General features: G+C 67.7%; 20 protein-coding genes, 4 tRNA genes, 1 other RNA gene and 1 pseudogene. 11 read left to right on the top strand and 15 right to left on the bottom strand.

Annotated elements, in window-relative coordinates; translation table 11 throughout:
• Positions 1–214 precede the first annotated feature (214 nt).
• The 4 genes from J8M50_RS04095 to J8M50_RS04110 all read right to left on the bottom strand — a co-directional run bounded on the left by J8M50_RS04095 (position 215) and on the right by J8M50_RS04110 (position 3,546).
• A complete protein-coding gene (locus J8M50_RS04095; protein ID WP_010352251.1) occupies positions 215–601 on the bottom strand; it encodes a hypothetical protein in 387 nt (128 codons plus the stop codon).
• 357 nt (positions 602–958) lie between these two features.
• Positions 959–1,609: a hypothetical protein gene (locus J8M50_RS04100; RefSeq protein ID WP_141655555.1), complete on the bottom strand. Its 651-nt coding sequence runs from the start codon at positions 1,607–1,609 to the stop codon at positions 959–961.
• Positions 1,606–2,313 (bottom strand): HNH endonuclease, encoded by a 708-nt coding sequence (locus J8M50_RS04105; protein WP_010352250.1) that lies wholly within the window; start codon positions 2,311–2,313, stop codon positions 1,606–1,608. The genes J8M50_RS04100 and J8M50_RS04105 overlap by 4 nt, the downstream gene beginning before the upstream one ends.
• A 318-nt stretch (positions 2,314–2,631) precedes the next feature.
• Complete coding sequence (locus J8M50_RS04110) at positions 2,632–3,546, bottom strand: hypothetical protein (RefSeq protein ID WP_010352249.1); 915 nt, start codon at positions 3,544–3,546, stop codon at positions 2,632–2,634.
• Between the two features lie 99 nt (positions 3,547–3,645).
• On the opposite strand from J8M50_RS04110, the gene J8M50_RS04115 reads away from it, so the two are divergent.
• Positions 3,646–4,457, top strand: a protein-coding gene (locus J8M50_RS04115; RefSeq protein WP_223786159.1) for an IS5 family transposase whose coding sequence is annotated in 2 segments (ribosomal slippage) — positions 3,646–3,969 and positions 3,972–4,457 — 810 coding nt in all. Because the reading frame shifts where the segments join, the coding sequence is not laid out codon by codon here.
• Between the two features lie 6 nt (positions 4,458–4,463).
• Here J8M50_RS04115 and J8M50_RS50005 read toward each other — a convergent pair.
• Positions 4,464–4,814 carry a sigma factor-like helix-turn-helix DNA-binding protein gene (locus tag J8M50_RS50005; protein ID WP_075661459.1) on the bottom strand — a complete coding sequence of 117 codons (351 nt, stop codon included), beginning with the start codon at positions 4,812–4,814 and terminating at the stop codon, positions 4,464–4,466.
• A 635-nt stretch (positions 4,815–5,449) separates the two neighbouring features.
• Positions 5,450–6,519 (bottom strand): IS630 family transposase gene (locus J8M50_RS50375; protein WP_422397533.1). Its coding sequence is split into 2 segments (ribosomal slippage): positions 5,450–6,033 and positions 6,033–6,519, totalling 1,071 coding nucleotides; the frame shifts between segments, so codons are not numbered across the junction.
• 1,156 nt (positions 6,520–7,675) lie between these two features.
• Between J8M50_RS50375 and J8M50_RS04140 the strand changes: the two are divergent.
• Positions 7,676–7,868: pseudogene (locus tag J8M50_RS04140) on the top strand (site-specific integrase); the annotation flags it as partial.
• Between the two features lie 109 nt (positions 7,869–7,977).
• On the opposite strand, the gene J8M50_RS04145 reads toward J8M50_RS04140, so the two are convergent.
• Positions 7,978–8,065, bottom strand: a tRNA-Ser gene (locus J8M50_RS04145).
• A 97-nt stretch (positions 8,066–8,162) separates the two neighbouring features.
• Here J8M50_RS04145 and ffs point away from each other — a divergent pair.
• The 6 genes from ffs (at position 8,163) to J8M50_RS04175 (ending at position 17,152) form a co-directional block, all read left to right on the top strand.
• Positions 8,163–8,259: signal recognition particle sRNA small type (gene ffs, locus J8M50_RS04150), an RNA gene on the top strand.
• Positions 8,260–8,350: 91 nt separating this feature from the next.
• On the top strand, positions 8,351–10,591 hold the full coding sequence (locus tag J8M50_RS04155; RefSeq protein WP_223786160.1) for a DNA polymerase III subunit gamma and tau: 2,241 nt from the start codon (positions 8,351–8,353) through the stop codon (positions 10,589–10,591).
• 84 nt (positions 10,592–10,675) lie between these two features.
• Complete coding sequence (gene purD / locus J8M50_RS04160) at positions 10,676–11,929, top strand: phosphoribosylamine--glycine ligase (protein ID WP_010352687.1); 1,254 nt, start codon at positions 10,676–10,678, stop codon at positions 11,927–11,929.
• A gap of 319 nt (positions 11,930–12,248) precedes the next feature.
• A complete protein-coding gene (locus tag J8M50_RS04165; RefSeq protein WP_010352686.1) occupies positions 12,249–14,315 on the top strand; it encodes a M48 family metalloprotease in 2,067 nt (688 codons plus the stop codon).
• 425 nt (positions 14,316–14,740) lie between these two features.
• Entirely contained in the window at positions 14,741–16,180 is a 1,440-nt protein-coding gene (locus tag J8M50_RS04170; protein WP_029183709.1) for a N,N-dimethylformamidase beta subunit family domain-containing protein, read from the top strand.
• Positions 16,181–16,249: 69 nt separating this feature from the next.
• Positions 16,250–17,152, top strand: coding sequence for a phosphoribosylaminoimidazolesuccinocarboxamide synthase (locus J8M50_RS04175; protein ID WP_010352684.1), 903 nt, complete (start codon positions 16,250–16,252; stop codon positions 17,150–17,152).
• 171 nt (positions 17,153–17,323) lie between these two features.
• On the opposite strand, the gene J8M50_RS04180 is transcribed toward J8M50_RS04175, so the two are convergent.
• From J8M50_RS04180 to J8M50_RS04215, 8 genes are all read right to left on the bottom strand, one after another.
• A tRNA-Gly gene (locus tag J8M50_RS04180) sits at positions 17,324–17,396 on the bottom strand.
• 25 nt (positions 17,397–17,421) lie between these two features.
• On the bottom strand, positions 17,422–18,030 hold the full coding sequence (locus J8M50_RS04185) for a response regulator transcription factor (RefSeq protein ID WP_010352683.1): 609 nt from the start codon (positions 18,028–18,030) through the stop codon (positions 17,422–17,424).
• Positions 18,027–19,229, bottom strand: coding sequence for a sensor histidine kinase (locus tag J8M50_RS04190; RefSeq protein WP_010352682.1), 1,203 nt, complete (start codon positions 19,227–19,229; stop codon positions 18,027–18,029). The genes J8M50_RS04185 and J8M50_RS04190 overlap by 4 nt, the downstream gene beginning before the upstream one ends.
• A 13-nt stretch (positions 19,230–19,242) precedes the next feature.
• Positions 19,243–20,022, bottom strand: coding sequence for an ABC transporter permease (locus J8M50_RS04195; RefSeq protein WP_075661461.1), 780 nt, complete (start codon positions 20,020–20,022; stop codon positions 19,243–19,245).
• A complete protein-coding gene (locus tag J8M50_RS04200; RefSeq protein ID WP_029183630.1) occupies positions 20,019–20,966 on the bottom strand; it encodes an ABC transporter ATP-binding protein in 948 nt (315 codons plus the stop codon). Before J8M50_RS04200 ends, J8M50_RS04195 begins: the two co-directional genes overlap by 4 nt.
• A gap of 128 nt (positions 20,967–21,094) precedes the next feature.
• Positions 21,095–21,167: transfer RNA gene (locus J8M50_RS04205), tRNA-Gly, on the bottom strand.
• A gap of 80 nt (positions 21,168–21,247) precedes the next feature.
• Positions 21,248–21,319, bottom strand: a tRNA-Gly gene (locus tag J8M50_RS04210).
• A 133-nt stretch (positions 21,320–21,452) separates the two neighbouring features.
• On the bottom strand, positions 21,453–21,770 hold the full coding sequence (locus J8M50_RS04215; RefSeq protein WP_010352103.1) for a histone-like nucleoid-structuring protein Lsr2: 318 nt from the start codon (positions 21,768–21,770) through the stop codon (positions 21,453–21,455).
• Between the two features lie 292 nt (positions 21,771–22,062).
• Here J8M50_RS04215 and purS point away from each other — a divergent pair, with 292 nt between their 5' ends.
• From purS to purL, 3 genes are read left to right on the top strand one after another with little or no spacing between them, the layout of a single operon-like run.
• Complete coding sequence (purS, locus tag J8M50_RS04220; protein ID WP_010352102.1) at positions 22,063–22,326, top strand: phosphoribosylformylglycinamidine synthase subunit PurS; 264 nt, start codon at positions 22,063–22,065, stop codon at positions 22,324–22,326.
• The gene (gene purQ, locus J8M50_RS04225) at positions 22,323–23,003 is read left to right on the top strand and encodes a phosphoribosylformylglycinamidine synthase subunit PurQ (RefSeq protein WP_010352101.1); all 681 of its coding nucleotides are present in this window, start codon (positions 22,323–22,325) and stop codon (positions 23,001–23,003) included. The genes purS and purQ overlap by 4 nt, the downstream gene beginning before the upstream one ends.
• Positions 23,000–25,258: a phosphoribosylformylglycinamidine synthase subunit PurL gene (gene purL, locus J8M50_RS04230; protein WP_010352100.1), complete on the top strand. Its 2,259-nt coding sequence runs from the start codon at positions 23,000–23,002 to the stop codon at positions 25,256–25,258. Before purQ ends, purL begins: the two co-directional genes overlap by 4 nt.
• The last annotated feature ends 56 nt before the right edge of the window (positions 25,259–25,314 follow it).

The raw sequence follows: 25,314 nt of genomic DNA on the forward strand, positions 1-25,314 counted from the left end.
CGGTGAGGCTGCACGGCGAGAGCGGGCAGAAGACCTGAGCTTGGGAAGCTTGGGTTTTCCACGATCGACCGTTGGGCTGACCTGCGGTGGAGCGGCGCCTACGACTGGTGGGCGGCCGAGTGGTTCCCTGGTACTCCCCGTGGTTCCCCGCAGGATCTGGCACGTGTATGGCACGCCGCAGCTCAGCCAAAGGCAGAGTTGCGGCGCACCGTGCTCAGGCGTTGACGATCTTCTGGACCTCGCGCAGCTTCTCATCCGCAGTCAGTGACGAGTGGTCGCCGCTCACCAATCCGTCCAAGGCGCTTCGTACGTTGTATGACTGGGGGCGCAGAATGGCATCCAGGACACGGGCACGCTCGCCCCCATCCCGCGTGTACACCCACAACTGCTGGTCCTTACGCGGCTCCGTGTTACACCGAGGATCCAAGACGGCGAGCGGGAAGTACCCGAGGCCAACGGATTCAAGCTCACGAGCAATTGAGCTGAGAACATGCTTGCCGAGTCTGTCGAAGCCCAATGAGGTCCGCAGACGCCCCAAGTTGTCTTGCATCAATCCGCCCTCGTCCTCGCATGCCCCAGCCGTCTCCTGAAGATCAGCCACTTCGCCCTCCCCTGAAGTCGTCGACGCGTGCCGCTCTAATTAGCCGCGTCTTCTGATGGCCAAAAGCGCTTCGCATTTACACCTTCAATGAAATTGGTCTCTCTTTCTTCTTCTAGGCTAAGCGCCAGGATGTCAATCGGCGGATAGGTGACAAGGCTCCTTATTCTGTCGCAGATGTCATGCGCCAGGCTCAGATTTCCTTCTCTGTATACCAATAGAATATCGACATCCTTGGGTTGGCGATTGTCAGGCTTTATGGCGGAGCCGAATACGTGTAGCTGCACCTCGGTGAGATTTACTGAACAACAGGTAAGGACCTGATCGAGGATTTGTTCGACGTATGGCAAGGTGGCTCGGTTACGGATTTTTTAGCGCTCCCATAAGGGAGCTCAGGTTCAATAGGCGAACGCCGGCGTGTTTGGCGTGCTCGAGTGCTGCCGCTGTCATCCTTCCATTGGGATTGGAGTTCAACACGACGTCCATCCCTGGGTGGCGATCCAATGCCTTCACTAGAGCCTCCTCGCCGAACTCATATCCATATTCAACGGATACTGTGACGTCGGACATTCCCCCCGCTCGGGCAATCCGCATAGAAGACTCACAAATCATCTCGACTTGATGGGCCTGTGAGTGCTGACGCAAGATTCTTCTGGTAACGGTCACGTCGTTCGACAAGAACCCCTGTGGGTCCTCCTCGGTCATCGACCAAAATACTTCGCTCATTGTCTGCACATCTGAACCCAGCTCGGTGGCGCGCTCGCGGGCAGACCACAGGTAGTGCGAAGCTTTAGGGACCAGACAGATAATCGTCGGTATGTCATCCTGAAGAATCTGTTCCACCAGATCCGCGGACAAGATCTCCACCTGAACCGGCGCGATCGTTAGAGCAACACCATCCCTTCGAAGTACACCAAGACGGTTGGCGGAAAGGCGCTTCGATGACTTAACTGCGCTATGCTGCGCGATTTTGGGGATGAACCAATCGGTGAGATAGAGGATCTCAGTCATTTGTTCGCCTCGCTGAAGAGAGCTTCTGCCCGCTTCGGGAAGCGAGGCGCCGGCCCGAGGAGGGTTTCTCCTCTGTGTTTACTTTCTAGGGCGTTAGTATGTTGTCTAAGTAGTTCTGCCGTTTCCATCTCTCCAGCAGTGGCCAAATCCTCATTCACCTCGACCAGTGCCACCAGGAGCCGATTGGTCGGCACGATTTCATTCAGGACACAATCGGACCAGATTGCAGCCTGCTCGCGTGAGTAGATTGCACCTGTCTCGGGGTTGGGCCCCTTCGTCTTGAACGACGTCATGTTGCGCAACAAAAGGCGTCTCGCTGCTTTCTGGGCAGCTCTACGATTGGCGAAGGTTGGTGTTCCGCCGATGTAAGCAATGGCCCGCTGTCGGTCCTTCTTTGCTTTGAGTAGAGACTCGACAGGATAACTCTCGGGCGCTTTGTCAATTTTGGTGTGACAATTTGGGCATAGGAGAACGATATTTGCCGGGTCATCCCGGAACTCTTGTGATAAATCAGCATTCGCACGTGGGCCGTCGTCGCTGTATGCGACAATGTGAGCCCGTTCGGCGATGGAGATAGACCTCTTGCGTGCGGGGTCGCTTGGAAAAAGAGTGGTATTGCACAGAAGGCAAGTTCCCGCCGATTCGGCAAACAGGGCACGATCGACGTCTTGGCTCAGGCTCGGACGCCCCGAGACGCACGCCATCCAGCACTCCCCTTGTGAAGATAGTGTGTATCCCAAAGATCATGCCAGAGCCCACAACCTCCTGGCCACCGATTCGCCGATAAAGACCCGACGAGCGCGGAGCCGACCGCCCCAGCCACGACGTACCCCTTCTCTGGCATCAAGCGGCTGATTGCTATGCGCGCGGCGCGGGCGCCGGACGGGCTGGAGCGGGGCGGAGACAGGAGCGCAGGCCCGGCCGGGGGCTGGGCCTGCGCGCGGTGAGCGGAGCGAGCCGCCTTGAACCAGTAGAGAAAGTTGTAACTCACTGGGTTGGCAGGTCGTGATCACCGGGCTGCGTCAGAAGGGCGGCGGTTCGCTGTAGCCCTCGCTTGTGTCGGTGGACCACGTGCTGCTGCGCGTTGGGGCGTCATTGTCACAGAACAGGAAGGGGTTCCGCTGGCCTTCCAGGCCTGTGGAGTCCTCGCCCCATGTGTCGAGGGCGTCGATGGCTTGCTCTCTGTGTTGCCATCGTTCGCTGGTTCCCAGGATCTGCCGGATCGCGGGTATCAGTGATGTGCGGTGGTGCAATAGACGGGGATCGTCCAGAAGTGGAATGCACGCTGTGATCGCCGCCTCAGCTACCTGCCGGTTGGCGTCATCGACGTATGCCACGGCTGCTGAGTGCAGCGACGGTCGAATCGTTCGGATGCCGACGGCTGGCGGGTAGTCGTCCAGGGGGAATCCCTGTCGTCGGCTGAAGGCGTCGGCCTCGTCTGTGACTGCGTCAGCCACCGAGGCGATCCAGAGGAGTAGCTCGGCGCGCATGCATAGGGGGGACGAGTAGTGGCTGTTGGCCACAGTGCGGGTGGTTCGTGGATTCGGAAGGATCGAGGCCACGCACAGTGCTGCGGGCACCGTCGCCTCGTAGAGAGTGTTTTGGTGGTGCAGGGTGTGGTGCAGGTAGTTGAGCGCTTTGGTCCTGACGCTCTGTTCCTGGGCGAGGAGTTCTGCCAGCCTCCTGGGTGCTTCAGCGGCCGGCCCATAGGCGTGCCCGAGGGTGGCCCAGTTGGCTCCCGTCACTAGGACTCTGTACGCCTCTACCTCGTCCAGGGTGGCAATTGTCCTGGGTAGATCTGCACCGACACTGTGCGCGGTGCCGTTGCTGCCGTTCAAAGGGTGATCGTTGCTGTCGGTGCTCACAGGGCTGAGCATGCCCGATACCTGGCCCAGCGAGGAGATCAGATGCGAGTTGAGCATCTGGGCCAGGCGCACAGCATCAATCGGACCCGTGCGACTTACAACGGCTAACACAATGAGGTGGATCGACACTGATCGCCGTGTCCGAAGTGGGAGTTGAGCGTTCGGTCGGGTGTGGGGAGATCGCCGTGGATCGTGTCGGACGACCTGTGGGACCGCTTGGAGCCGTTGCTGCCGCAGCGTGAACGACGCTTTCGGTATCCGGGCTGTAAGCCGTTGCCGGACCGGGAGGTGCTGTGCGGAATCCTCTACGTGCTGCACACCGGCATCCAGTGGGAGTACCTGCCCCAGGAGCTGGGCTTCGGCTCGGGCATGACCTGCTGGCGTCGGCTTCGGGACTGGAACGAGGCCGGCGTATGGCAACGGCTGCACGAGGTCCTGCTCGCCGAGCTGACCGCGGCCTCGCGGCTGGACTGGTCCCGCTGCGTGGTCGACTCTTCTCACGTCCGGGCCCTAAAAGGGGGAGCCACACCGGCCCCTCGCCGGTCGACCGGGGCCGGGCCGGCTCGAAGCATCATCTGATCACCGACGGGCACGGCACCCCGCTCGCCGTCCTGCTGACCGGCGGTAACCGCAACGACGTCACCCAGCTCCTGCCCTTGCCCGACGCGATCCCGCCTGTCTGCGGCCGCGTCGGCCGTCCCCGCCGCAAGCCCGACTCGCTCTTCGCCGACCGCGGCTACGACCACGACATCTACCGCGACCAGGTCCGCGAATGCGGCATCGTTGCCGCCATCGCCCGCCGTGGAACCCGGCATGGCACCGGACTGGGCACCTACCGGTGGGTGGTCGAGCGGAGCTTCGCGTGGCTGCACGGCTTCCGACGCCTGCGCATCCGCTGGGAACGGCGGGCCGACATGCACGAAGCGTTCCTCAAGATGGCCTGCTGCCTGATCACCCACCGACAACTCAGCTCATTGTGTTAGCCGTTGTTAGTCATCCTCTGGGTAGTCGTAATCCCAGTAAGACGAATCTCGCTGATGCGTTTTTCTTGCGGCTGCAGCCTTGGCTAGTCGCTGGCGGACTGCTTGACGAGATATTCCACAGCTACGTCCAATCTCCGCCTGAGATACCTTAAATTCGCAGGCATAATAAGTCGCAGTAAGAATGTTGGTTTCCAGCCCTGCGGAGAAGTCGGCCAGGGTGGCGAGTAGCGCCAAGTGCTCTGCACTTGTCACCGGGCCGGACGTACTGTGAGGTGGCCCTGGGAGTCGCTCCATAGCCTTCCCCCAGGCGATGCCGTATAGGTGCAGGGTGATGGGGTCGTCCGTCGGCAGAGGCATGGCGACAAGCGTAGTTGTCGCACGGCGGGGGCTCCTGTGCCTGAGGGTAGGCGCAAGCAACACTCGTGACCTGCTGTGCTTGGTTCGCCGTTGACACCTGATGGCAGTTGTCGCATAGTGAGGGGCGTCCCCGGCATGCCCGGAGGCTGAAGACGGAGAGTTGACTCTCTTTCTTTTTTGTTGCCCGAACCTAAAGTTCGGGCTTTTTTGTTGCCATTTTTCCCCAGTGGGACTGGCGACTCAACGGGCTCGTTCGGCGACTGGCTGGCCGGGCCGTTTCTCACCCCAGGAGACCCAGGTGCAAATCCTTGGTGAACTGGCGTCATTGGGATCTCTTCCCGGAGTGGCATGGGTGCTGCGATGCATCATTCGCGACATCCTCGACCACAGGAGTAAGCGGGCAGACCTCGAGCTGAAGCAGCAGATGCTTCAGCGGATCCCTGACGACCAGGTGGCCTCGATATTCCGTGAGCTTGGCGCCGAACCGGGCGCTACGCAGGAATAGCCAACACGGCCATTTGAAACCAACGATTTCCTGGGTGAGGGTGGTGTAGCTTGAAGCGCAGCTTTAAAACTGCGAGGGAGGGGTGTGTGAACGAGCGAAGTGTGACGCTAGAGATCTTTAATGGCTGAGGTTACGGCGGTTGGGGGTCGAGGCCGGTCTTGGCGATGAGGCCGTCGATGAGACCGGGTCGGTACTGCATCTGTTTGAGTCGGCTCTTCACCAGCGTGGTGAGCTGTTCGAGGCTGTGTCTGGTGAGGTTGGCCAGGGACCTCTTCAGGTGCGACCACACGCCTTCGACCGGGTTGAACTCCGGGGCATAGGGCGGCAGCTGGTAGACGGTCAGCCATGACCGTGCGGCGATGAGTCGTCGCATGGTGTGGCTGACGTGCGTGTTCAAATTGTCCCAGACCAAGACGATGGGGCCGCCGAGCTGCTGGTGCGCGGCATCCAGCAGCCGGGCGTAGTCGGTCTCGGTGAAGCCCTTGCGCCGGCCTTTGGCAGGGCCGTGGTCCAGGTGGATGCGGTAGATCAGCCGTGGCCGACGGCCGTCTTTGGTGCAGATCAGCGCCGCGATCGAGACCCGTTTGGTGCCCGCGGCGGTGACCTTCACGACCGGGGTGCGGCCTCGACGGCCCCATGTGCGGCCTTTGGGCGGCCTCAGGCCCTGTCCTGCCTCGTCCTCGAAACAGAGCCAGGCGCCCAGGTCCGCCGCCTTCTTTTTATGACGGGCCACTGCTCGTCCTTCCAGGCGGCGATCCTCGGTTCGTCCCGCTCGGCGGCTCTGCGGGCCGGGATCTGCACGCTCCAGCCGATCCGGTGCAGCAGCAGGTCGAGCCCGGCCAGGGTGTACTCGGCACCGAACCGGCGGCGCACGATCTCGGCGATCCTCGCCAGCGTCCAGCACTGGTCACTCCAGCCGTACGCGGCCGGACCGGCTTCCAGCACCGTCTCCAGGGCCCGTAACTGACCGGTATCCAGCTTGCAGCGGGCACCACCCGGCCCCTTGGAGACCAGGGCCTGGCGACCGCCCGCGGCCAGTGCCCGCCGCCAGCGGTTCGCCGACATCCGCGTCACCCTGAACCGTCGGGCCACCTCCCCGTCACCAGCTCCCGCCTCGATCAGATCGGCTGCCGCGAGCCGGACTTGCTCGCGTCGAGCCCGCTCCTCGGCCGTCAGCCCACCGCCATCGGAATACCTCATCCCTCCGGCATAGCGCAGCCCACGGCAGACGTCACGACCCGACGTAACCCCCACCATTAAAGATCTCTAGCCGTCCACCATGAGTCGCTGCTGGAGGCCCTGGTTGAAGCCGAGGAGGTCCCGGCAGGGCGGCTGTTCGGCTTGCCGGAGCTGCCCGATGGCGATGTTTGGGTTGATACCGCTGGAGCTGCTGCACTTGCGCGGGTGAGCCCGAAAACGATCACTAGCTGGTTGGCGCGTAAGGGGCCAAAGAGGGGACCGTTCCCGTCACCACACCGAATCTTGTACCGCCTGTATTGGAGGCGCAGCGAGATCGAGGGATGGCTTGGAGGTGAAGGTGCAAGTACTCATGCCTCGGGATGAGAAAGCGAGAACTTGCTGCTCTGCCTCGCCTGCGACTCGCTCAGCTCCCATCCCGGTTGCTCAGCTCTGCCTGGGGCGACGGTGGACGGGATGGGATCTCCCTCGCGCACCCCTACGGGTCGGCAGTCGGCGATGGCGCCCCTCCATCCCGATGTCGGCCGATTCCCTGCCAGAGGCATTTGCTCTGACCTTGACTGCTCACTGCGGAGTATCCGTCTCACGGGTCTCGGTCCATCCGCTGTGCGGGGAGCGGAGCGAGCCGAGAAAGTTGTAACTCAGTCGGTTGTTCGGGGCGTGTGAGGATTGAAGTTGTATGCGCATGTGGGGAGTTCTGCGTGGTCTGTTGGTGTGCCAGTGGCAGGAAGGCCACTGGGCCTATGGTCCAGCTGATGAGTGTGTGGGCATGGGTGACGGGCACCGGCCAAGGCATGCGGCGCAACAGGGCTCGGCGGGTGTTTATGCGCTGGGTGTAGAGCTGTTCCCATGCCTCCTGGGAGGCGTCGGAGTCGAGTTCCGGTGAGATGGTGCGCAGGATCGTGGGACCCAGTTGTTCGCCTCGGTCTCTGTGCGGGCGTCGTGGGGGCCGAAGAGTCTTGACGGCCGGCCGTCGTCCAGGTGCCGGGTCCAACATTCGCATCAGGAACCTGGGGGTAGCCATCGTGCTCAGCATGGGGGCCTTCCCGTCGTACGTCCGTGAAGAGTTCTGCCGTGACCGTGTGACCGTCGTCGCTGTCGTGGACCACGACCCGGTGCGCAAGCGTGCTGATCATGCTCAGCCCCCGTCCTGTGCTCTGTACGGAACGGCCGTCTCCATGACTTGCCACACCGCCGTGACCGTCCTCCTGATCCTTGGCGTCCCGGACGTCGCAATCGACTCGATCATGGGTTGGGAGCCTGGGGGAGCGGCTCGGATGCGCGCCCGGTACATGCACGTGACGGGGACCATGCTCCGGAAAGTCGCGCAACAAGTCGGCGACGCGCTCTGAGAGTTCCCGGAAACGGACTGAGACAGCTGAGACGGAAACTGAGACGGACAACGACGAAGGGCCCCACCGCGAACGGTGGGGCCCTTCGACATCGTGCCCGGTGAGGCACTGGCGGAGGATACGAGATTCGAACTCGTGAGGGGTTGCCCCCAACACGCTTTCCAAGCGTGCGCCCTAGGCCACTAGGCGAATCCTCCGGTCGGAACATTACATGACGTCGGAGGGTGGTTGCGAACCCGTTCGGGGGAGGCGGGAGAGGGGGGAAGGAGGGGGTGGGGGATCGGGTAGGCTGGGGTCAGCCCCTCACGCGGCGCTATCTGACTGAACTCCCCCAGGGCCGGAAGGCAGCAAGGGTAGGTCGGCTCTGGCGGGTGCGTGGGGGGTCTTCGCGTTGGCGTACGGCCGGCGTACGGACCCCTCCGCGAGCGGTCGTCCCCACCACGCGGCCCGGTTTGTCAGTGGGCGCCTATAACCTCGTAGGCGTGTCGTCTCTCGCGCTGTACCGCCGTTATCGCCCGGAGTCGTTCGCCGAGGTCATCGGGCAGGAGCATGTGACAGATCCGTTGCAGCAGGCGCTGCGCAACAACCGGGTCAATCACGCGTACCTGTTCAGTGGTCCCCGCGGCTGCGGGAAGACGACGAGCGCGCGGATCCTGGCGCGGTGCCTGAACTGCGAGGAGGGGCCGACGCCGACCCCGTGCGGGGAGTGCGAGTCGTGCAAGGACCTCGCGCGCAACGGCCCGGGCTCGATCGACGTCATCGAGATCGACGCCGCGTCGCACGGAGGCGTGGACGACGCCCGTGACCTGCGCGAGAAGGCGTTCTTCGGCCCCGCGCGCAGCCGCTACAAGATCTACATCATCGACGAGGCCCACATGGTCACGTCGGCGGGGTTCAACGCGCTGCTGAAGGTCGTCGAGGAGCCCCCGGAGCACCTCAAGTTCATCTTCGCGACGACGGAGCCCGAGAAGGTCATCGGCACGATCCGCTCGCGCACGCACCACTACCCCTTCCGCCTCGTCCCGCCGAGCACGCTGCGCGACTACCTCGGGCAGGTGTGCAGGCAGGAGGACATCCCGGTCGAGGACGGCGTCCTGCCGCTCGTCGTGCGCGCGGGCGCGGGCTCCGTACGTGACTCGATGTCCGTCATGGACCAGCTCCTCGCGGGCGCGACGGCCGAGGGCGTGACGTACGGCATGGCGACGTCCCTCCTGGGGTACACGGACGGCTCGCTGCTCGACTCGGTCGTCGAGTCCTTCGCCACGGGCGACGGCGCGGCGGCCTTCGAGGTCGTCGACCACGTCATCGAGGGCGGCAACGACCCGCGCCGCTTCGTCGCCGACCTCCTGGAGCGCCTGCGCGACCTCGTCATCCTCGCGGCCGTGCCGGACGCGGCGGAGAAGGGCCTCATCGACGCCCCCGCCGACGTCGTCGAACGCATGCAGGCCCAGGCCGGCGTCTTCGGCGCGGCCGAGCTCAGCCGCGCGGCCGACCTGGTCAACGAGGGCTTGACGGAGATGCGCGGCGCGACGTCCCCGCGCCTCCAGCTGGAACTGATCTGCGCGCGCGTACTCCTCCCCGCCGCGTACAGCGACGAACGCTCCCTCCTGGCCCGCCTGGACCGCATCGAACGCGGCACAAGCTTCGTGACGGGCGCGCCGCCCGCGGGAATCCCGACCGGCTACGAGCCGACGTCCGACGCGCACATGCCGGTCGCGCCGGGGGGCGGCGTGGCTGCGGCAAGGGCGGCGGTACGGGGAGGAGCGCCGACGGGTACGCCGCAACAGACGCAGCCCGCGTACGCCGCACCTGCGCAACCCCAGCCCCCGGCCGCGTACGCCCCTCCGGCCCAGGCCCCCGCCGCGCAGCCCCAGCCTCCGGCCGCTCCCGCCGCTGCCGCGCAGGCCCCCGCCGGGTACGCCGCCCCCGCGCAACCCCAGCCCCCAGCCCCGTACGCCCCACCCGCCGAACCCCCCACCACCGCACCCCCCGAGCAAGCCCCCCCCGGCGCCTGGCCCACCCCCGCCCCCACCGGCGCGGGCCGCAAACCCGGCGGCTGGCCCACGGCCGCGAACCCCGGCAGCGCAGCCCGCCCCACGCAGGCACCGGCCCCCGCGCACACTCCGGCAGCGGCACCCCCCGGCGCACAGAGCGGCCCCGGCTACACCCCCCCGACCGGCGGCATGGACCCCCGCATGCTCTGGCCCAACATCCTCGAAGCCGTCAAGAACCGCCGCCGCTTCGCCTGGATCCTCCTCAGCCAGAACGCCCAGGTCGCGGGCTTCGACGGCACGACCCTGCAACTCGGCTTCGTCAACGCGGGCGCGCGCGACAAGTTCGCGAGCAGCGGCAGCGAGGAGGCGCTGAAGCAGGCGCTGGCGGAACAGTTCAACGTGCAGTGGAAGATCGACGCGGTGGTGGACACGAGCGGAGGCGCCGGCGCGCCCTCGCAGGTCTACGCGGCTCAGCCCGCACCGGCGTACCAGCCCCCGGCCCCCCAGCAGACCTACCAGGCCCCGCCCCCGCCGCCGGAGCACCAACCCCCGTCGGCTCCCCAACCCCCGGCACCCACGCCCCAGCCCCCGGTCCACGAGGTAGTGGCTCCCGAGGACGACGTCCCGGAGGACGACGACCCGGACCTGAACGAGTCGGCCCTGTCGGGCCACGAACTGATCGTGCGGGAACTGGGAGCGACGGTGGTGGAGGAGATCACGAACGAGTAGGGGGGACCGTCACCCCAATGCCGGGGGCCTTGGAGGAACGCACAGCCCCATCGGCCCCCGGCGTTCAGCGGTTACGCTGACCCCGTGAACGTCCTAGTCATCGGCACCGGCGCCCGCGAACACGCCCTGTGCCGCTCCCTGTCCCTCGACCCCGCCGTCACGCACCTGGCCTGCGCCCCCGGCAACGCCGGCATCGCGGAGGTGGCCGAGCTGCACCAGGTCGACCCCCTGGACGGCGACGCGGTGACGGCGCTGGCGAAGAAGCTGGACGCGCACTTGGTCGTCGTAGGCCCCGAGGCCCCCCTCGTCGCCGGCGTCGCCGACGCCGTACGCGCCGCCGGCATCCCCGTGTTCGGCCCCTCGAAGGAGGCGGCCCAGCTGGAGGGCTCGAAGGCGTTTGCGAAGGAGATCATGGCGGGCGCGGGCGTCCCGACGGCACGCTCCTACGTGTGCACGACCCCGGAGGAGGCCGCCCGGGCGCTGGACGCGTTCGGCGCTCCGTACGTCGTGAAGGACGACGGCCTCGCGGCGGGCAAGGGCGTCGTCGTCACCAGCGACCTGGACGAGGCGAAGGAGCACGCGGCGGCCTGCGACCGCGTCGTGATCGAGGAGTTCCTGGACGGCCCGGAGGTCTCCCTCTTCGCGATCACGGACGGCGAGACGGTCGTCCCCCTCCAGCCCGCGCAGGACTTCAAGCGCGCCCTGGACGGCGACGAGGGTCCGAACACGGGCGGCATGGGCGCGTACTCCCCGCTGCCGTGGGCGGACCCGAAACTCGTCCAAGAGGTCCTCGACACCGTCCTCCAGCCGACGGTGGACGAGCTGCGCCGCCGCGGCACCCCCTTCTCGGGCCTCCTGTACGCGGGCCTCGCGATCACCAGCAGGGGCGTACGGGTCATCGAGTTCAACGCCCGTTTCGGCGACCCGGAGACCCAGGTCGTCCTGGCCCGCCTGAAGACCCCGCTGGCCGGCGTCCTGCTCGCCGCCGCGAACGGCACCCTCGCCGACCTGCCCGCCCTGCGCTGGAGCGAGGACGCGGCGGTCACGGTGGTGATCGCCTCCCACAACTACCCCGGCACCCCCCGCACGGGCGACCCGATCACTGGCCTCGAAGAGGTCACCGCCGAGGACGCCCCGCACGCGTACGTCCTTCACGCGGGCACCCGGCGTGAAGGCACCGACATCCTCAGCGCCGGCGGCCGGGTCCTCTCCGTCACCGCCACCGGCGACACCCTCACTGGCGCCCGCGACCGCGCGTACCGGGCGATCGCCCGCATCACCCTGGACGGCTCCCAGCACCGCACGGACATCGCGGCGAAGGCGGCGGCCCAGTCCTGAGCACCGACTGAACCCGAAGGGCCCCGTATCCGTCTGTGGATACGGGGCCCTGTCGCTGTCCGCGCCCCCGGGAATCCGTCAGCCGACCTCGTGATCACGTCAGCCACCTCTCCCCAAAGCCATTCCATCGAGTGACCGTCGGTCCATCCGGCTGACGGGGGTGCCCGCCCCAACTAGGGTGCGGGCCATGTGTTCAGGCGCCTGCCGAGGTTCCGGCACTTGGCCCACCGGCATTGCGATGTCAGTGGTGGGTGCCACAGTGGGGGAGTGAGCAGAGGCAGGCGGAAGCGAGCGAGCCGGGAGGGGGAGTGATGCGGGCATGAGCGGCGGTTCGGTCGGTGTGGAGGCGGGTGTGCGGGCCGCGCGTGCCCGGGCCCTCGCGGTCCTGCGGATGCGCGGGCGCGCGCTGGGCGTGGCCCTGCTGCCGGCGGCTGCGGCGGTGATCCTGCTGGCCGGGGGAGGTACGGGGCACCTGGTCGGCCCCGGCTGGGACCTGGCCCGCCGACTCGTCTCGGTCGTCGCCGTCGTCGTCCTCCTGGCCGCCGCCGGGATCGCGCTCCTCGTCGCCCGCGCCCGCCCGGCGCTCAGCCCGACGGTCCCGATCCCCGAGTCCGCCGCGCCCGACCTCTACCGCCTGGTCCGCGACCTCGCCGACCGGCTCGACGTCCCCGCGCCCTCCGCGATAGCCCTGACGCCGGACTGCGACAGCTGGCTGGAGGACCGCACGCACCGCGCGCACGGCACACTCCAGCCCGTCCGGCGCGACGAGGTCGCCGACCCCGGCGCCTCCCACCGGCGTACGGCCGTGGCGCCGGTCCTCGTCATCGGCTCCCCCTTCCTGTGGTGGATGCGCGTCGGCGAACTCCGCGCGGTCCTCGCGCCGGTCGTCGCCGGTACGGGCCCCTCCGCGCACCCCGACATAGCCGCCGCCCGCCGCTTCGTGCGCGGGCTGGACGCGGCGGTCGCGGTGACCGCGAGCCGCTCCCCGCGCGTGTTGTTCGCGGGCGTCGGGTACGTCGTACGGCTCCTGCTGCGCGGCTGCCGGGTGCACGCGGCGGAGATGGAACGGGGCGTCGCCGCAGCCGCCGCCGAGCGCGCGCAGGCCGTCGACTACGGGCTGCGGATCGTCGCGCAGGAACAGGTCGGCCTCGCGTACGCGGGCTGGGACCGCCTGCTGACGCGGGTCGCGCTCCCCGCGTGGCGCATGGGCCGCTGGCCGTCCCGCCTGGACGCGGGCGTGGTGGCCGCCCTGACAGAACTCTCCCGCCGGGACCGCCTCGCCGAAGGCTTCACCTCCCGCCTCGGCGAACGCCCCGCCTGCGACCTCCTCGAAGAACCCGGCACGATCGACGAGGCCACGTCCCTCCTCGCCGCCCGCCTCTTCCACGGCGGCCCCACGGAGGCGGGCCCCGACTGGTCCCCGGTGAGCTGGCAGGACTACCCGGACGAGGTGGTGGACCGAAAGTGGCGCACGGACGCGGCCCGGTTGCACCGCACGCTGGACGCGATGGGGGTACGACGGACGCCGGGGGCGCAGGCGCCGACGTTGGCGCGGGTGCTGGAGCATTTGACGGAGGGCGAGGTGGGGGTGGGTGAGCGAGGCGCTGACGCGCAAGAAACGGACGCCGACCAGCCCTCTCGTAGGGCTGCCCCGGAGAGTGAGCTGGAGCCGGAGAGTGAGCTGGAGTCGGAGCCGAGGCCGGAGTCGGAGTCGGAGGGGGAGTTGAAGCCGGGGCCGGAGTCGGAGTCGGAGCAGAGGCTGGAGTCGAGGCTGGAGCCGGAGTCGGAGGGGGAGTTGAAGCCGAGGCCGGAGTCGGAGTCGGAGAGGGAGTTGAAGCTGGGGGCGGAGCTGGAACTGGCGCCGGAGGTCGACCCGGACACCCCCGCCTCCCACACCCCCGCCTCCCACACCCCCGCCCTCCACACCGACGACGACCTCCCCTACCTCGACGAATCCGACCTCTACCCCGAAGACCCCCCCGCCCTCTCCCCCCGTACCTCCGCCCTGGCCGCCCGCCTCAGCGCAGAGCTGGCCCGCGACGAAGCCGCCGCCCCCCGCCCCGCACCCGACGCCACCCCCGGCCCCGACACGGCCCTCTGGGACGACGCGGCGCTCCCCCTCTTCCCCCTCCAACCCCCGCGCACGGAGCGGGAGTTGCTGGCAGACCACGTCACCGCGATGGTCTGCTGCGCGGCGATGGACACGGCGGGCGCGACGCCGGGCCTGGACTGGCTGGACGGCCCGGTCCTCCTGATCGCAGGCGAACGAGCCCCCGACCTGACCCCCCGGGTCCTGAGCCTGGTGGAGGACGGCGACCCGGACCCCCTCCGAGTCTGGCTGGTCGAACTCGGCATACGCCCGGAAAAACCCCTCCGCCTGGTCTGAACCACACCCCACCCGTTCCGGAGCTGTGGATTCCTCTTCAAACCAATTAGCAACGAATAGTGACTAACTAAGCGCGTTATGTGATGTGCTGGAACAGATCGCCCCTGGAGGCAAGGTCCAGCGACATAGGCCAAACGCACAGCATGACAACGGGGGCAGGCGGGAGGGGAGCAACGATGGGCAGAGCACCCGAAGAACCACCGGAACCACCCAGGGTCTTTAGGGGCGCGGGGCTGCATCAATTTGCGGCTCCGCCGCGGGGCGCGAGCAACCACAACGAACCCGCACCCGAACAAGCACCGCAACCACCCACGCACCTAAGGGGCGCGGGGAACTGCGCGACAAGCCACGACGAACCCGCACCCGACGAACTCCCGGAACCCCCCCCACCCGGCACCCCAACCCCCCGCTGGCAATCCGGCGCCCTGGCCCACGCCGTCTCCGACCCCTTCGCCCTGGGCCCCCTCCCCTGGCTACGAGGCAGCGAGACCTACTTCGAAGACGGCCGCATCATCCCCTGGTATGCAGACCCCCACACCCCCCGAGTCCCCCCACCGAGAGACAAGACGTTCCCCACCGGCGCCCCCCGCTCGGCAGACGACGTACACCGCCAGATCAAGGGCTTCACATCCCCCAGCGCGGTAACCCCGGGCGAGGCCCTCGACTTCCACATCACGGTCGACCCTCCCCAACAATTCACCGTGGACGTCTACAGAATCGGCCACTACAACGGCGAGGGCGCAGCAAAAATCACCACAAGCCCCCGCCTCTCAGGCATCGTCCAACCCCCACCCCTGACAGCGGACCGCACAGTCTCCTGCCACCACTGGTGGCTCAGCTGGCGCCTACAGATCCCGACCCACTGGAACGTAGGGGCATACGTAGCGGTCCTCACAACACTGGACGGCTACCGCTCCCACATCCCCTTCACGGTGAGGGACAACCGCCCCGCAGACCTCCTCCTCCTGCTCCCGGACATCACCTGGCAGGCGTACAACCTGTACCCGGAGGACGGCAGCACAGGCGCGAGCCTGTACCACGCGTGGGACGACAAGGGCCGCCTCCTGGGCGAGGCGGACGCCGCGACGACGGTCTCGTTCGACCGCCCGTACGCAGGCGCAGGCTTACCCCTGCACGTAGGCCACGCGTACGACGTCATCCGCTGGGCGGAGCGCTACGGCTACGACCTGGCATACGCCGACGCGAGGGACCTGCACGCGGGACGAGTGGACCCCACCCGCTACCGGGGCCTGATCTTCCCGGGCCACGACGAGTACTGGACGGCGAACATGCGCCGTACGACGGAACTGGCAAGGGACGCCGGCACCTCCCTCGTCTTCCTCTCCGCGAACACCATGTACTGGCAGGTGGAACTGGGCCCGTCCCCCTCGGGCGCCCCCGCCCGCCTCCTGACGTGCAGGAAGAGAAAGGGCCCCGGCAAGTCGCTGCTGTGGCGGGAGATCGACCGCCCGGAGCAACAGCTCCTCGGCATCCAGTACGCGGGCCGCGTCCCCACCCCCCGCCCGATGATCGTCCGCAATGCCCACCACTGGCTGTGGGAGGCGACGGGCGCGCACGAGGGCGACGAGATCGAGCACCTGGTCGCGGGCGAGGCGGACCGCTACTTCCCGCGTACGGCGCTCCCGGAGCACGAGGAACGGGTCCTGCTGGCGCACTCCCCGTACGAAACCGGCGGCATCCGGCGCCACCAGGAGACGTCCCTGTACCGCGCCCCCTCCGGCGCCCTGGTCTTCGCTTCGGGCACCTTCGCCTGGTCCCCGGCGCTGGACCGCCCCGGCCACGTGGACGCCCGTATCCAGCGGGCGACGGCGAACCTCCTGGACCGGATCTGCAAGCGGGACTGACCCGCCGACCGGGCCGGGGACCGTATACGGGAGAATCGACGCACCTGTACAGATCCACGGGGAGGAACCGTGCCCGGATTCGTAGTAAAGCCCGAACCCGTCGAGGTGCCGGGCCTGGTCCACCTGCACACCGGAAAGGTGCGTGAGCTGTACCAGAACGAGGCGGGCGACCTCGTGATGGTCGCCAGCGACCGCCTCTCGGCGTACGACTGGGTCCTGCCCAGCGAGATCCCCGACAAGGGCCGCGTCCTCACGCGGCTCTCGCTGTGGTGGTTCGACCAGCTCGCCGACCTGGTCCCCAACCACGTGATCAGCACGGACGTCCCCGAGGGCGCCCCCGCGGACTGGCAGGGCCGCACCCTGATCTGCAAGTCCCTCACGATGCTCCCGGTCGAGTGCGTGGCCCGCGGCTACCTCACGGGCTCCGGCCTGGTTGAGTACAACGCGACCCGCACGGTCTGCGGCCTGGCCCTCCCCGAGGGCCTGGTCGACGGCAGCGAACTCCCGGCCCCGATCTTCACCCCGGCGACGAAGGCGGCGGTGGGCGACCACGACGAGAACGTCTCGTACGAGGAGGTGGCCCGCGAGGTAGGCGCGGACACAGCGGCCGAACTCCGCCAGGCAACGCTGTCGGTCTACAGCCGAGCCCGAGACATCGCCAGAGCCCGAGGCATCATCCTGGCGGACACAAAGTTCGAGTTCGGCCACGACAAGAACGGCACCCTACTGATCGCGGACGAGGTCCTAACCCCAGACTCCTCCCGCTTCTGGCCGGCCGCAGACTGGCACCCAGGCCGCCCCCAACACCCGTACGACAAACAATTCGTACGAGACTGGCTGACGTCCCCGGAAGCGTCCTGGAACAAGAACGGCACCCAGCCCCCACCTCCCCTCCCGCCCGAGATCATCGAGGCAACGAGGTCGAAGTACGTAGAGGCGTACGAACGCTTGACGGGCCAGACCTGGTCATAGACGGCAAGAGAAGCTCCCCCGGGACGCAAGGGAACCCGGGGGAGCTTTTGCATGCCGGGCCAGTGCTCGTTCTTTAGGGGCGCGGGGAACTGCGCGACCAGCCCCCACCGACCCGCACCCGAAACACAACGCAGAAACCCCGACCCAAAACCGGGCCGGGGTTTCAACTGAAGCGGACGACGAGGCTCGAACTCGCGACCTCAACCTTGGCAAGGTTGCGCTCTACCAACTGAGCTACGTCCGCACACACACCGAAGCGCGCCCCCCAACTATACCCACCCCCGCTCCCGAGCGATCCGCACAGCAGCATGCCGATTCTCCACCCCCAACTTGGACACGGCGGAAGACAGATAGTTCCGCACGGTCCCCTGGGACAGAGAGGCCCGCTCAGCGATCTCGGCAACAGGAGCCCCATCGGCGGCCAGCTCCAACACTTCCGCCTCTCGAGAGGTCAACGGCGAATCCCCGGAGGAGATCGCATCGGCGGCCAACTCCGGGTCCACGTACCGATTCCCCGCATGCACGGTCCGAATAATCTCGGCAAGCCGCTGCGCACTGACGGTCTTGGGCACAAACCCCCGCACCCCCGCAGCAAGCGCCCGCTTGAGATGCCCCGGCCGCCCGTGACTGGTCACGATCAGCACCCGGCAGGACGGCAACTCCGTACGGAGAGATGTGGCGACCTTCACACCGTCCGCCCCCGGCATCTGAAGATCGAGCACGGCGACGTCGGGCTCATGGGCCCGAGCCATGGCGAACGCCTCCGGCCCACTCGCGGCCTCGGCGACGATGACGAGGTCGTCCTCAAGGGAGAGCAGCGCGGCGAGCGCCCCCCGGATCAGATGCTCGTCGTCCGCGAGCAGCACCCGCACAGTCATGACGTGACCTCATTCACAGAAACCGGCACGGTAGCCACCAAGCGAAACACCCCACTCTTCACGAGCCCGGCCTCCAGCGTCCCCTCGACGGACGCGAGCCGCTCCCGGAGCCCGGCGAGCCCGGACCCACCCTCGCCGACGCCGTCAGAGGCCCCGTCGTTCTCGACGGTCAGCACAACCTGCTCACCGCTCACGACGAGCCGTACGGAACACCGCTGAGCGTCCCCGTGCCGCAGCACGTTAGTGGTGGCCTCCCGCACGACCCACCCCAGCACGGACTGCACCTCCCCGGCCAGCTCCCCGACCTCCCCACGCACCTCGCAAGAGATCCCGGCGGCGCTCAACACCCCCCGCGCACCGAGGAGTTCGACCCCGAGGTCGACCTCGCGATACCCCCGTACGACTTCCCGCACCTCGCGCTGCGACTCCTGAGCGATCCGCTGCACCTCGACCATCTGCTCGACGGCCTCCGCCCGCCCGCGCCGGGCGAGTTGGACGGCGAGTTCGCTCTTGAGGGCGATGACGGCGAGGTTGCGGCCCATGACGTCGTGGAGGTCACGCCCGAACCGGAGGCGTTCCTCGGCGACGGCGAGCCGGGCCTGTGCCTCGCGGGCGTCGTCGAGTTCGTACACGGCGTTGGTGATCCAGATGGAGAAGACGCCGATGACGGCGCAGAGGGAGGAGGACAGGAGCACGACCACGGCGACGACCAGCGCGGCGGGCCAGGGCTGGCCGAACGCGAGCATCGCCGGCACCGTACCGACGCTGAAGCCGCCGACGACCGCGTACATCCGGCGGCGTTCCCGCAGGCCGAAGCAGAGGACGCCGGGACCGAAGACCATGATGATGCCGTAGATGCCGCCGGTGACGTTGTCGACTCTGCCGCCGTCAGGGCCGTACTCGCCGATCGCGAGGGCCGTGAGGCCGATGCCGGCGGTGAGTGCGCCGAACCCGTACAGCAGCCGTACGGGCTGGTCGCGGGTCCCGCGATGCCAGTCCATGGCCCGCGAGACGACCACCACCATGGCCGCCCCGTGCAGCACGACCAGCGTCACCACCACCCCGCCGAACCCCGGCCCCAGCGGCCCGAGCGACGGCACGACCGCCCCCACCTCGATCAGCCCGAACGACCCGAACGACCACCGCGTGTACGTGTCGAACTTCTCCGGCGTACTCTTCCGCCCCCACCAGCCCCGCATGACGTCCCGTTCCTCAGCGCCGCGGTTCCCACTTGAACCACCGCTTCACAGCAAACACGGCGAGCACGATCCAGGCCAGCCCCGTCAGCACGGCCCCCAGCGCGTCGTACGCGGACAACTCCCCGGTCCAGGCCCCCCGGATCAGCGTGATCGCGGGCGACAGCGGCAGCAACTCCATCACGGACGCGGCGCGGTCGGGGAACACCTCCAGCGGTACGGCGACCCCGGAGCAGATCATCGAGAGGAACAGGAACGGCATCGGCGTGACCTGCGCGCTCTCCGCCGACCTCGTCACCCCGGAGGTCACCGCGGCGAGCGCCGCGCACACCGCGATCCCGAGCACCACTCCCAGCACGGCGAGCAGGGGCGCGGAGGGTGCGTCCATGTCGAGCAGGACCGTGCACCCCGCGACGAGGACGAGGCTCTGCACGATCCCCGTCGCGACCATCGGCAGCGCGGACCCGACGAGGATCTCCCCGTCCCGCAGCTCCCCGGTGCGCAGCCGCTTCAGGACGAGTTCCTCGCGCCGCACCGTGAAGGTCCCGGCCAGCACCGAGTACACCCCGAAGAGCAGCGAGAACCCGATCCCAGCCGGCAGCAGCACCTGCCCGATGTCGAGGCCGGTCTCCTTCAGCATCTCGTCGTCGGTGAACGCCTTGAGGCTGAACGGCAGCATGAGCGGCACCAGCACGGCCGTCACGAGCGTGCTCCTGCTGCGCCCCAGCAACGTGAACTCGGCCCGCGCGAGCGCCTTCATCCGCCCGCCCGGCGTCGTGGTCGCGACCCCGCTCATACCGCCACCTCTTCCTTCTGCTCCGAGGCGATCCCGAGGAACGCCTCCTCCAACGAGGCCGACCGCACGTCCAGCCGCCCCAGCTCGACCCCGGCGTCCCGCGCCCACACCAGCACTCCGGTCGCCGTGCGCTGGAGATCGTGCGTACGCAGCCGTACGACGCTCCCCTCGACGGCGTGCTCGCTCACCCCGAGTTCCCCGAGCGGCGGCAGATCGCCGACGAACCAGCCGGACGGCAGCTCGAAGGAGATCCGGGACGGCTGCGAGGCGGTCACCTCGGCCGGCGTACCCGACACGGCGATGCTCCCGGCGTGCATGATCGCGAGCCGGTCGGCGAGGCCCTCGGCCTCCTCCAGGTAGTGCGTCGTGAGCAGCACGGTCGTTCCGGAGTCCCGCAGCGCCCGCACCAACTCCCAGGTGTCGCGCCGCCCTTCGGCGTCGAGCCCGGTCGTCGGCTCGTCGAGGAACAGCACCTCCGGACGGCCGAGCAGGGCGAGCGCGAGATCGAGCCGCCGCCGCTCCCCGCCGGACAACTGCTTGACCCGTACGCGGTGTTTACTCCCGAGCCCCACCAACTCCAGTGCCTCACCGATCGGTCGGGCCCCGCTGACGCACCCGGCCCACATCTTCGCGGTCTCGACGACGGTCAACTCCGAGGGAAATCCGCCCTCTTGGAGCATGACCCCGGTCCGGGGCCGGACGGCGGCCCGTTCGGCGTACGGATCGTGCCCGAGCACGCGCACCCGCCCCCCGCTCGGCTGCGCGAGCCCTTCCAGCAGTTCGACGGTGGAGGTCTTGCCCGCCCCGTTGGTGCCGAGCAGCGCGAAGACCTCGCCCCGGTCGACGTGGAAGGTCACTCCACGGACCGCCTCGAACCCGCCCCCGTACACACGCCGGAGGCCTTCGGCCTCGATCACGTGTTCTTTCGTCCCCTGAGCGTTCATGCATTCAGCGTCCCGCGTGGGGAGAGGGGGGAGCAGTGCGCGATGTCACCGGCCGGCATGACAAATGTCAGATGCCTGAACAGGGCACGAAAAAGGCCCGGTTCCGAAGAACCGGGCCTTTGACCCTGAGCGGACGACGAGGCTCGAACTCGCGACCTCAACCTTGGCAAGGTTGCGCTCTACCAACTGAGCTACGTCCGCAATGCATCCGAACGGCTCCCACCGATCGGCGCAAGCACCACCCTACCTGATCCACAACAGTGGCCGGTACGACGATGCAGAGCGGGTGACAGGAATTGCACACTGCGCCTTCCCCCTGGAAGGGGGATGTTCTGCTACTGAACTACACCCGCACAACCTGCCTGGCCTGGGTTTTTCTCCCGTGCCCGGCGGCGTGCTCCAGACATTAGCCGATCAGCAGGGGGGTAACGCAAGTCGGCTGCCCCCAGGCCCTCCTGAGGGGCCCGGCGGCAGCCGACGGCCGGGCTACTGCGCCTCGGCGAACGCCTCGTACACCTTCTTGGGGATCCGGCCGCGGGCCGGTACGTCGAACTTGTTCGCCAGGGCCCAGGCCCGGACGGCGGACGGGTCGGGGGCGACCTCCGTCTGCTTGTACGCCTTGCCGGAACGCGACCGCTTGCGGCCGGCCTCCACGTACGGCGCGAGCGCGGTACGCAGTTTCTCGGCATTGGCTTCATTCAGGTCGATCTCGTACGACCTTCCGTCGAGCCCGAACGCGATCGTTTCCGCCGCTTCCGAGCCGTCGATGTCGTCAAAGAGAGTGACCACGACCTTCTGCGCCACGAATATCGGTCCCTTCGGCTGAAAATGCCAATTTTTATGTACGGTACAGCGCCAAGTAATAAAAAGTGAAGCCGACTAAATCTCCCCGCGTGTCAGGTACGCAATACCTGCCGGGGGTCGATCAGAGATCTTTCCCGTAACTTTTCCCGAACACCCCTCTCCGATACCGGATCGTGATCGCGCTCACGTAGCTTCCTACAACTCTACCCGCGTAGAAATTTCGTACGGGTAGTCTGAAGCCACCTGCCGGAACAGCCGCAGGAACCCAAGCACCACACCACCGGGAGTGCCCGTGGCACGCGTCGTAGTCGACGTCATGCTCAAGCCGGAGATCCTCGACCCCCAGGGCCAGGCGGTGCAGCGCGCACTGCCGCGGCTGGGTTTCGACGGGATCGCGGATGTCCGTCAGGGAAAGCGATTCGAACTGGAAGTTGACGGCCCCGTGGACGAGGCCGCGCTCGCGCGGATCCACGATCTCGCGGAATCCTTCCTCGCCAACACCGTGATCGAGGACTTCACGGTCAAGGTCGAAGAAGTCGCGGAGGCGGCCAAGTGACCGCTCGTATTGGCGTCGTCACTTTCCCCGGCAGTCTCGACGACCGTGACACCCAGCGCGCGATCCGTCTCGCCGGCGCCGAACCGGTCGCGCTCTGGCACAAGGACAAGGATCTCCACCAGGTCGACGCGGTCGTCCTTCCCGGCGGTTTCTCGTACGGCGACTATCTCCGGGCCGGCGCGATCTCGCGTTTCTCCCCGGTGATGGAGACGGTCATCGAGCAGGCGAAGTCCGGTATGCCGGTCCTCGGCATCTGCAACGGCTTCCAGATCCTCACCGAGGCGCATCTCCTGCCCGGCGCGATGCTCGGTAACAACCACCTGCACTTCATCTGCCGGGACCAGAAACTCCGGGTGGACAACGCGGAAACGGCCTGGACTAGCGACTACGCGCAGGGCCAGGAGATCCACATCCCGCTGAAGAACATGGACGGCCGGTACGTCGCGGACGAGTACACGCTCGACCAGTTGGAGGCCGAGGGCCGGGTCGTGTTCCGCTACCTGGACCTGAACCCGAACGGCTCGCTGCGCGACATCGCGGGTGTCACGAACGAGGCCGGCAACGTCGTAGGCCTCATGCCGCACCCCGAACACGCGGTCGAGCCCCTCGTCGGCACCGGCCGCACCGACGGCCTCCCCTTCTTCACCTCGATCCTCAAGAAGCTGGTCAACGCATGAGCCGCACGCCTCTGGACACGGTCGAGCATGCGACCGCGACCCCCGACGTCGAGCTGCCCTGGGCCGAACTCGGCCTGAAGAAGGACGAGTACGAGCGCGTCGTCGAGATCCTCGGCCGCCGCCCGACCGGCGCCGAACTCGCCATGTACTCCGTCATGTGGTCCGAGCACTGCTCGTACAAGTCGTCGAAGGTCCACCTCCGCCAGTTCGGCGAGAAGGCCCCCCAGTCCGATGCGCTGCTCGTGGGCATCGGCGAGAACGCGGGCGTCGTCGACGTCGGCCAGGGGTACGCGGTCACCTTCAAGGTCGAGTCCCACAACCACCCGTCGTACGTCGAGCCCTACCAGGGCGCGGCCACCGGTGTCGGCGGCATCGTCCGCGACATCATCGCGATGGGCGCGCGCCCGGTCGCGGTCGTCGACCCGCTGCGGTTCGGCGCGGCCGACCACCCCGACACGAAGCGCGTCCTGCCGGGTGTCGTCGCGGGCATCGGCGGGTACGGCAACTGCCTCGGCCTGCCGAACATCGGCGGCGAGGTCGTCTTCGACGCCTGCTACCAGGGGAACCCGCTGGTCAACGCCGGTGCCATCGGCGTCATGCGGCACGAGGACATCCACCTCGCGAAGGCGTCCGGCGCGGGCAACAAGGTCATCCTGTACGGGGCTCGCACCGGCGGCGACGGCATCGGCGGGGCGTCGATCCTCGCGTCCGAGACGTTCGACGACGCCAAGCCCTCGAAGCGGCCCGCCGTCCAGGTCGGTGACCCCTTCCAGGAGAAGCTGCTCATCGAGTGCACGCTCGAAGCGTTCGCCGAGAAGCTCGTCGTCGGCATCCAGGACCTCGGCGCGGCCGGACTCTCCTGCGCCACCAGCGAGTTGGCGTCCAACGGCTCCGGCGGTATGCGGGTCGTCCTGGACGACGTCCCGCTCCGTGACTCCACGCTCTCGCCCGAGGAAATCCTCATGAGCGAGTCGCAGGAACGCATGTGCGCGGTCGTGGAGCCCGCCAAGGTCGACCGCTTCCTTGCGATCTGCGAGAAGTGGGACGTCATCGCCACCGTCATCGGTGAGGTCACCGACGGCGACCGGCTGGAGATCTTCTGGCACGGCGGCAAGATCGTGGACGTCGACCCGCGCACGGTCGCGCACGACGGGCCGGTGTACGAGCGGCCCTACGCCCGCCCCTCGTGGCAGGACGCGCTTCAGGCGGACGGCGCGGAGAAGCTGTCACGCCCGTCTTCCGGTGATGAACTCCGCGCCCAGGTGCTCCAGTTGGTGTCCTCTCCCAACCAGGCGTCCAAGAGCTGGATCACCTCCCAGTACGACCACTTCGTGCAGGGCAACACGGTGCTGGCGCAGCCCGAGGACTCCGGGATGATCCGCATCGACGAGGAGACCGGCCTCGGCGTGGCCATCGCCACGGACGGCAACGGGCGTTTCGCGAAGCTGGACCCTTACGCCGGTGCGCAGTTGGCGCTGGCGGAGGCGTACCGGAACGTCGCGACGACCGGTGCGAAGCCGCTCGCTGTGTCGGACTGCCTCAACTTCGGTTCGCCCGAAGACCCCGCTGTCATGTGGCAGTTCGCCGAGGCCGTGCGCGGACTCGCCGACGCCTGCCAGCAGTTGGGGACGCCGGTCACCGGTGGCAACGTCTCCCTGTACAACCAGACGGGCGAGGCGGCGATCCATCCGACGCCGGTCGTCGCGGTGTTGGGCGTCATCGACGACGTGGCTCGCCGCACGCCGGTCGCCTTCCAGGAAGAGGGCCAGCTCCTTTACCTCCTCGGCGACACGCGTGAGGAGTTCAGCGGGTCGGCGTGGAGCCAGGTCGTCCACGACCACCTCGGCGGGCTGCCGCCCAAGGTCGACCTGGAGCGTGAGCGGCTGCTGGGCGAGATCCTGATCTCGGCTTCCCGTGACGGCATGATCGACGCCGCGCACGACCTGTCGGACGGTGGCCTCATCCAAGCGGTCGTGGAATCGGCCCTGTTGGGCGGTGTCGGCGCGCGCCTGGTCGTCCCCGATGGCCTGGACGCGTTCACGTTCCTGTTCTCGGAGTCCGCGGGCCGCGCTGTGGTCTCCGTCCCCCGCTCCGAGGAACTGCGCTTCAACGACATGTGCGGCGCGAGGGGCCTGCCGGTGACGCGGATCGGCGTCGTCGACGGCGAATCGGTGGAACTCCAGGGCGAGTTCACGCTTCCGCTGACTGAGCTGCGCGAGGCGCACGAGGCTACGATCCCGGCGCTGCTGGCGTAGCTGTCTCGGTACGACGCTGAGGTCCCGTCCGGTTTCCGGGCGGGACCTCGTCGCGT

The organism is Streptomyces acidiscabies (genome assembly GCF_020010905.1).
Taxonomy (GTDB): Bacteria; Actinomycetota; Actinomycetes; order Streptomycetales; family Streptomycetaceae; genus Streptomyces; species Streptomyces acidiscabies.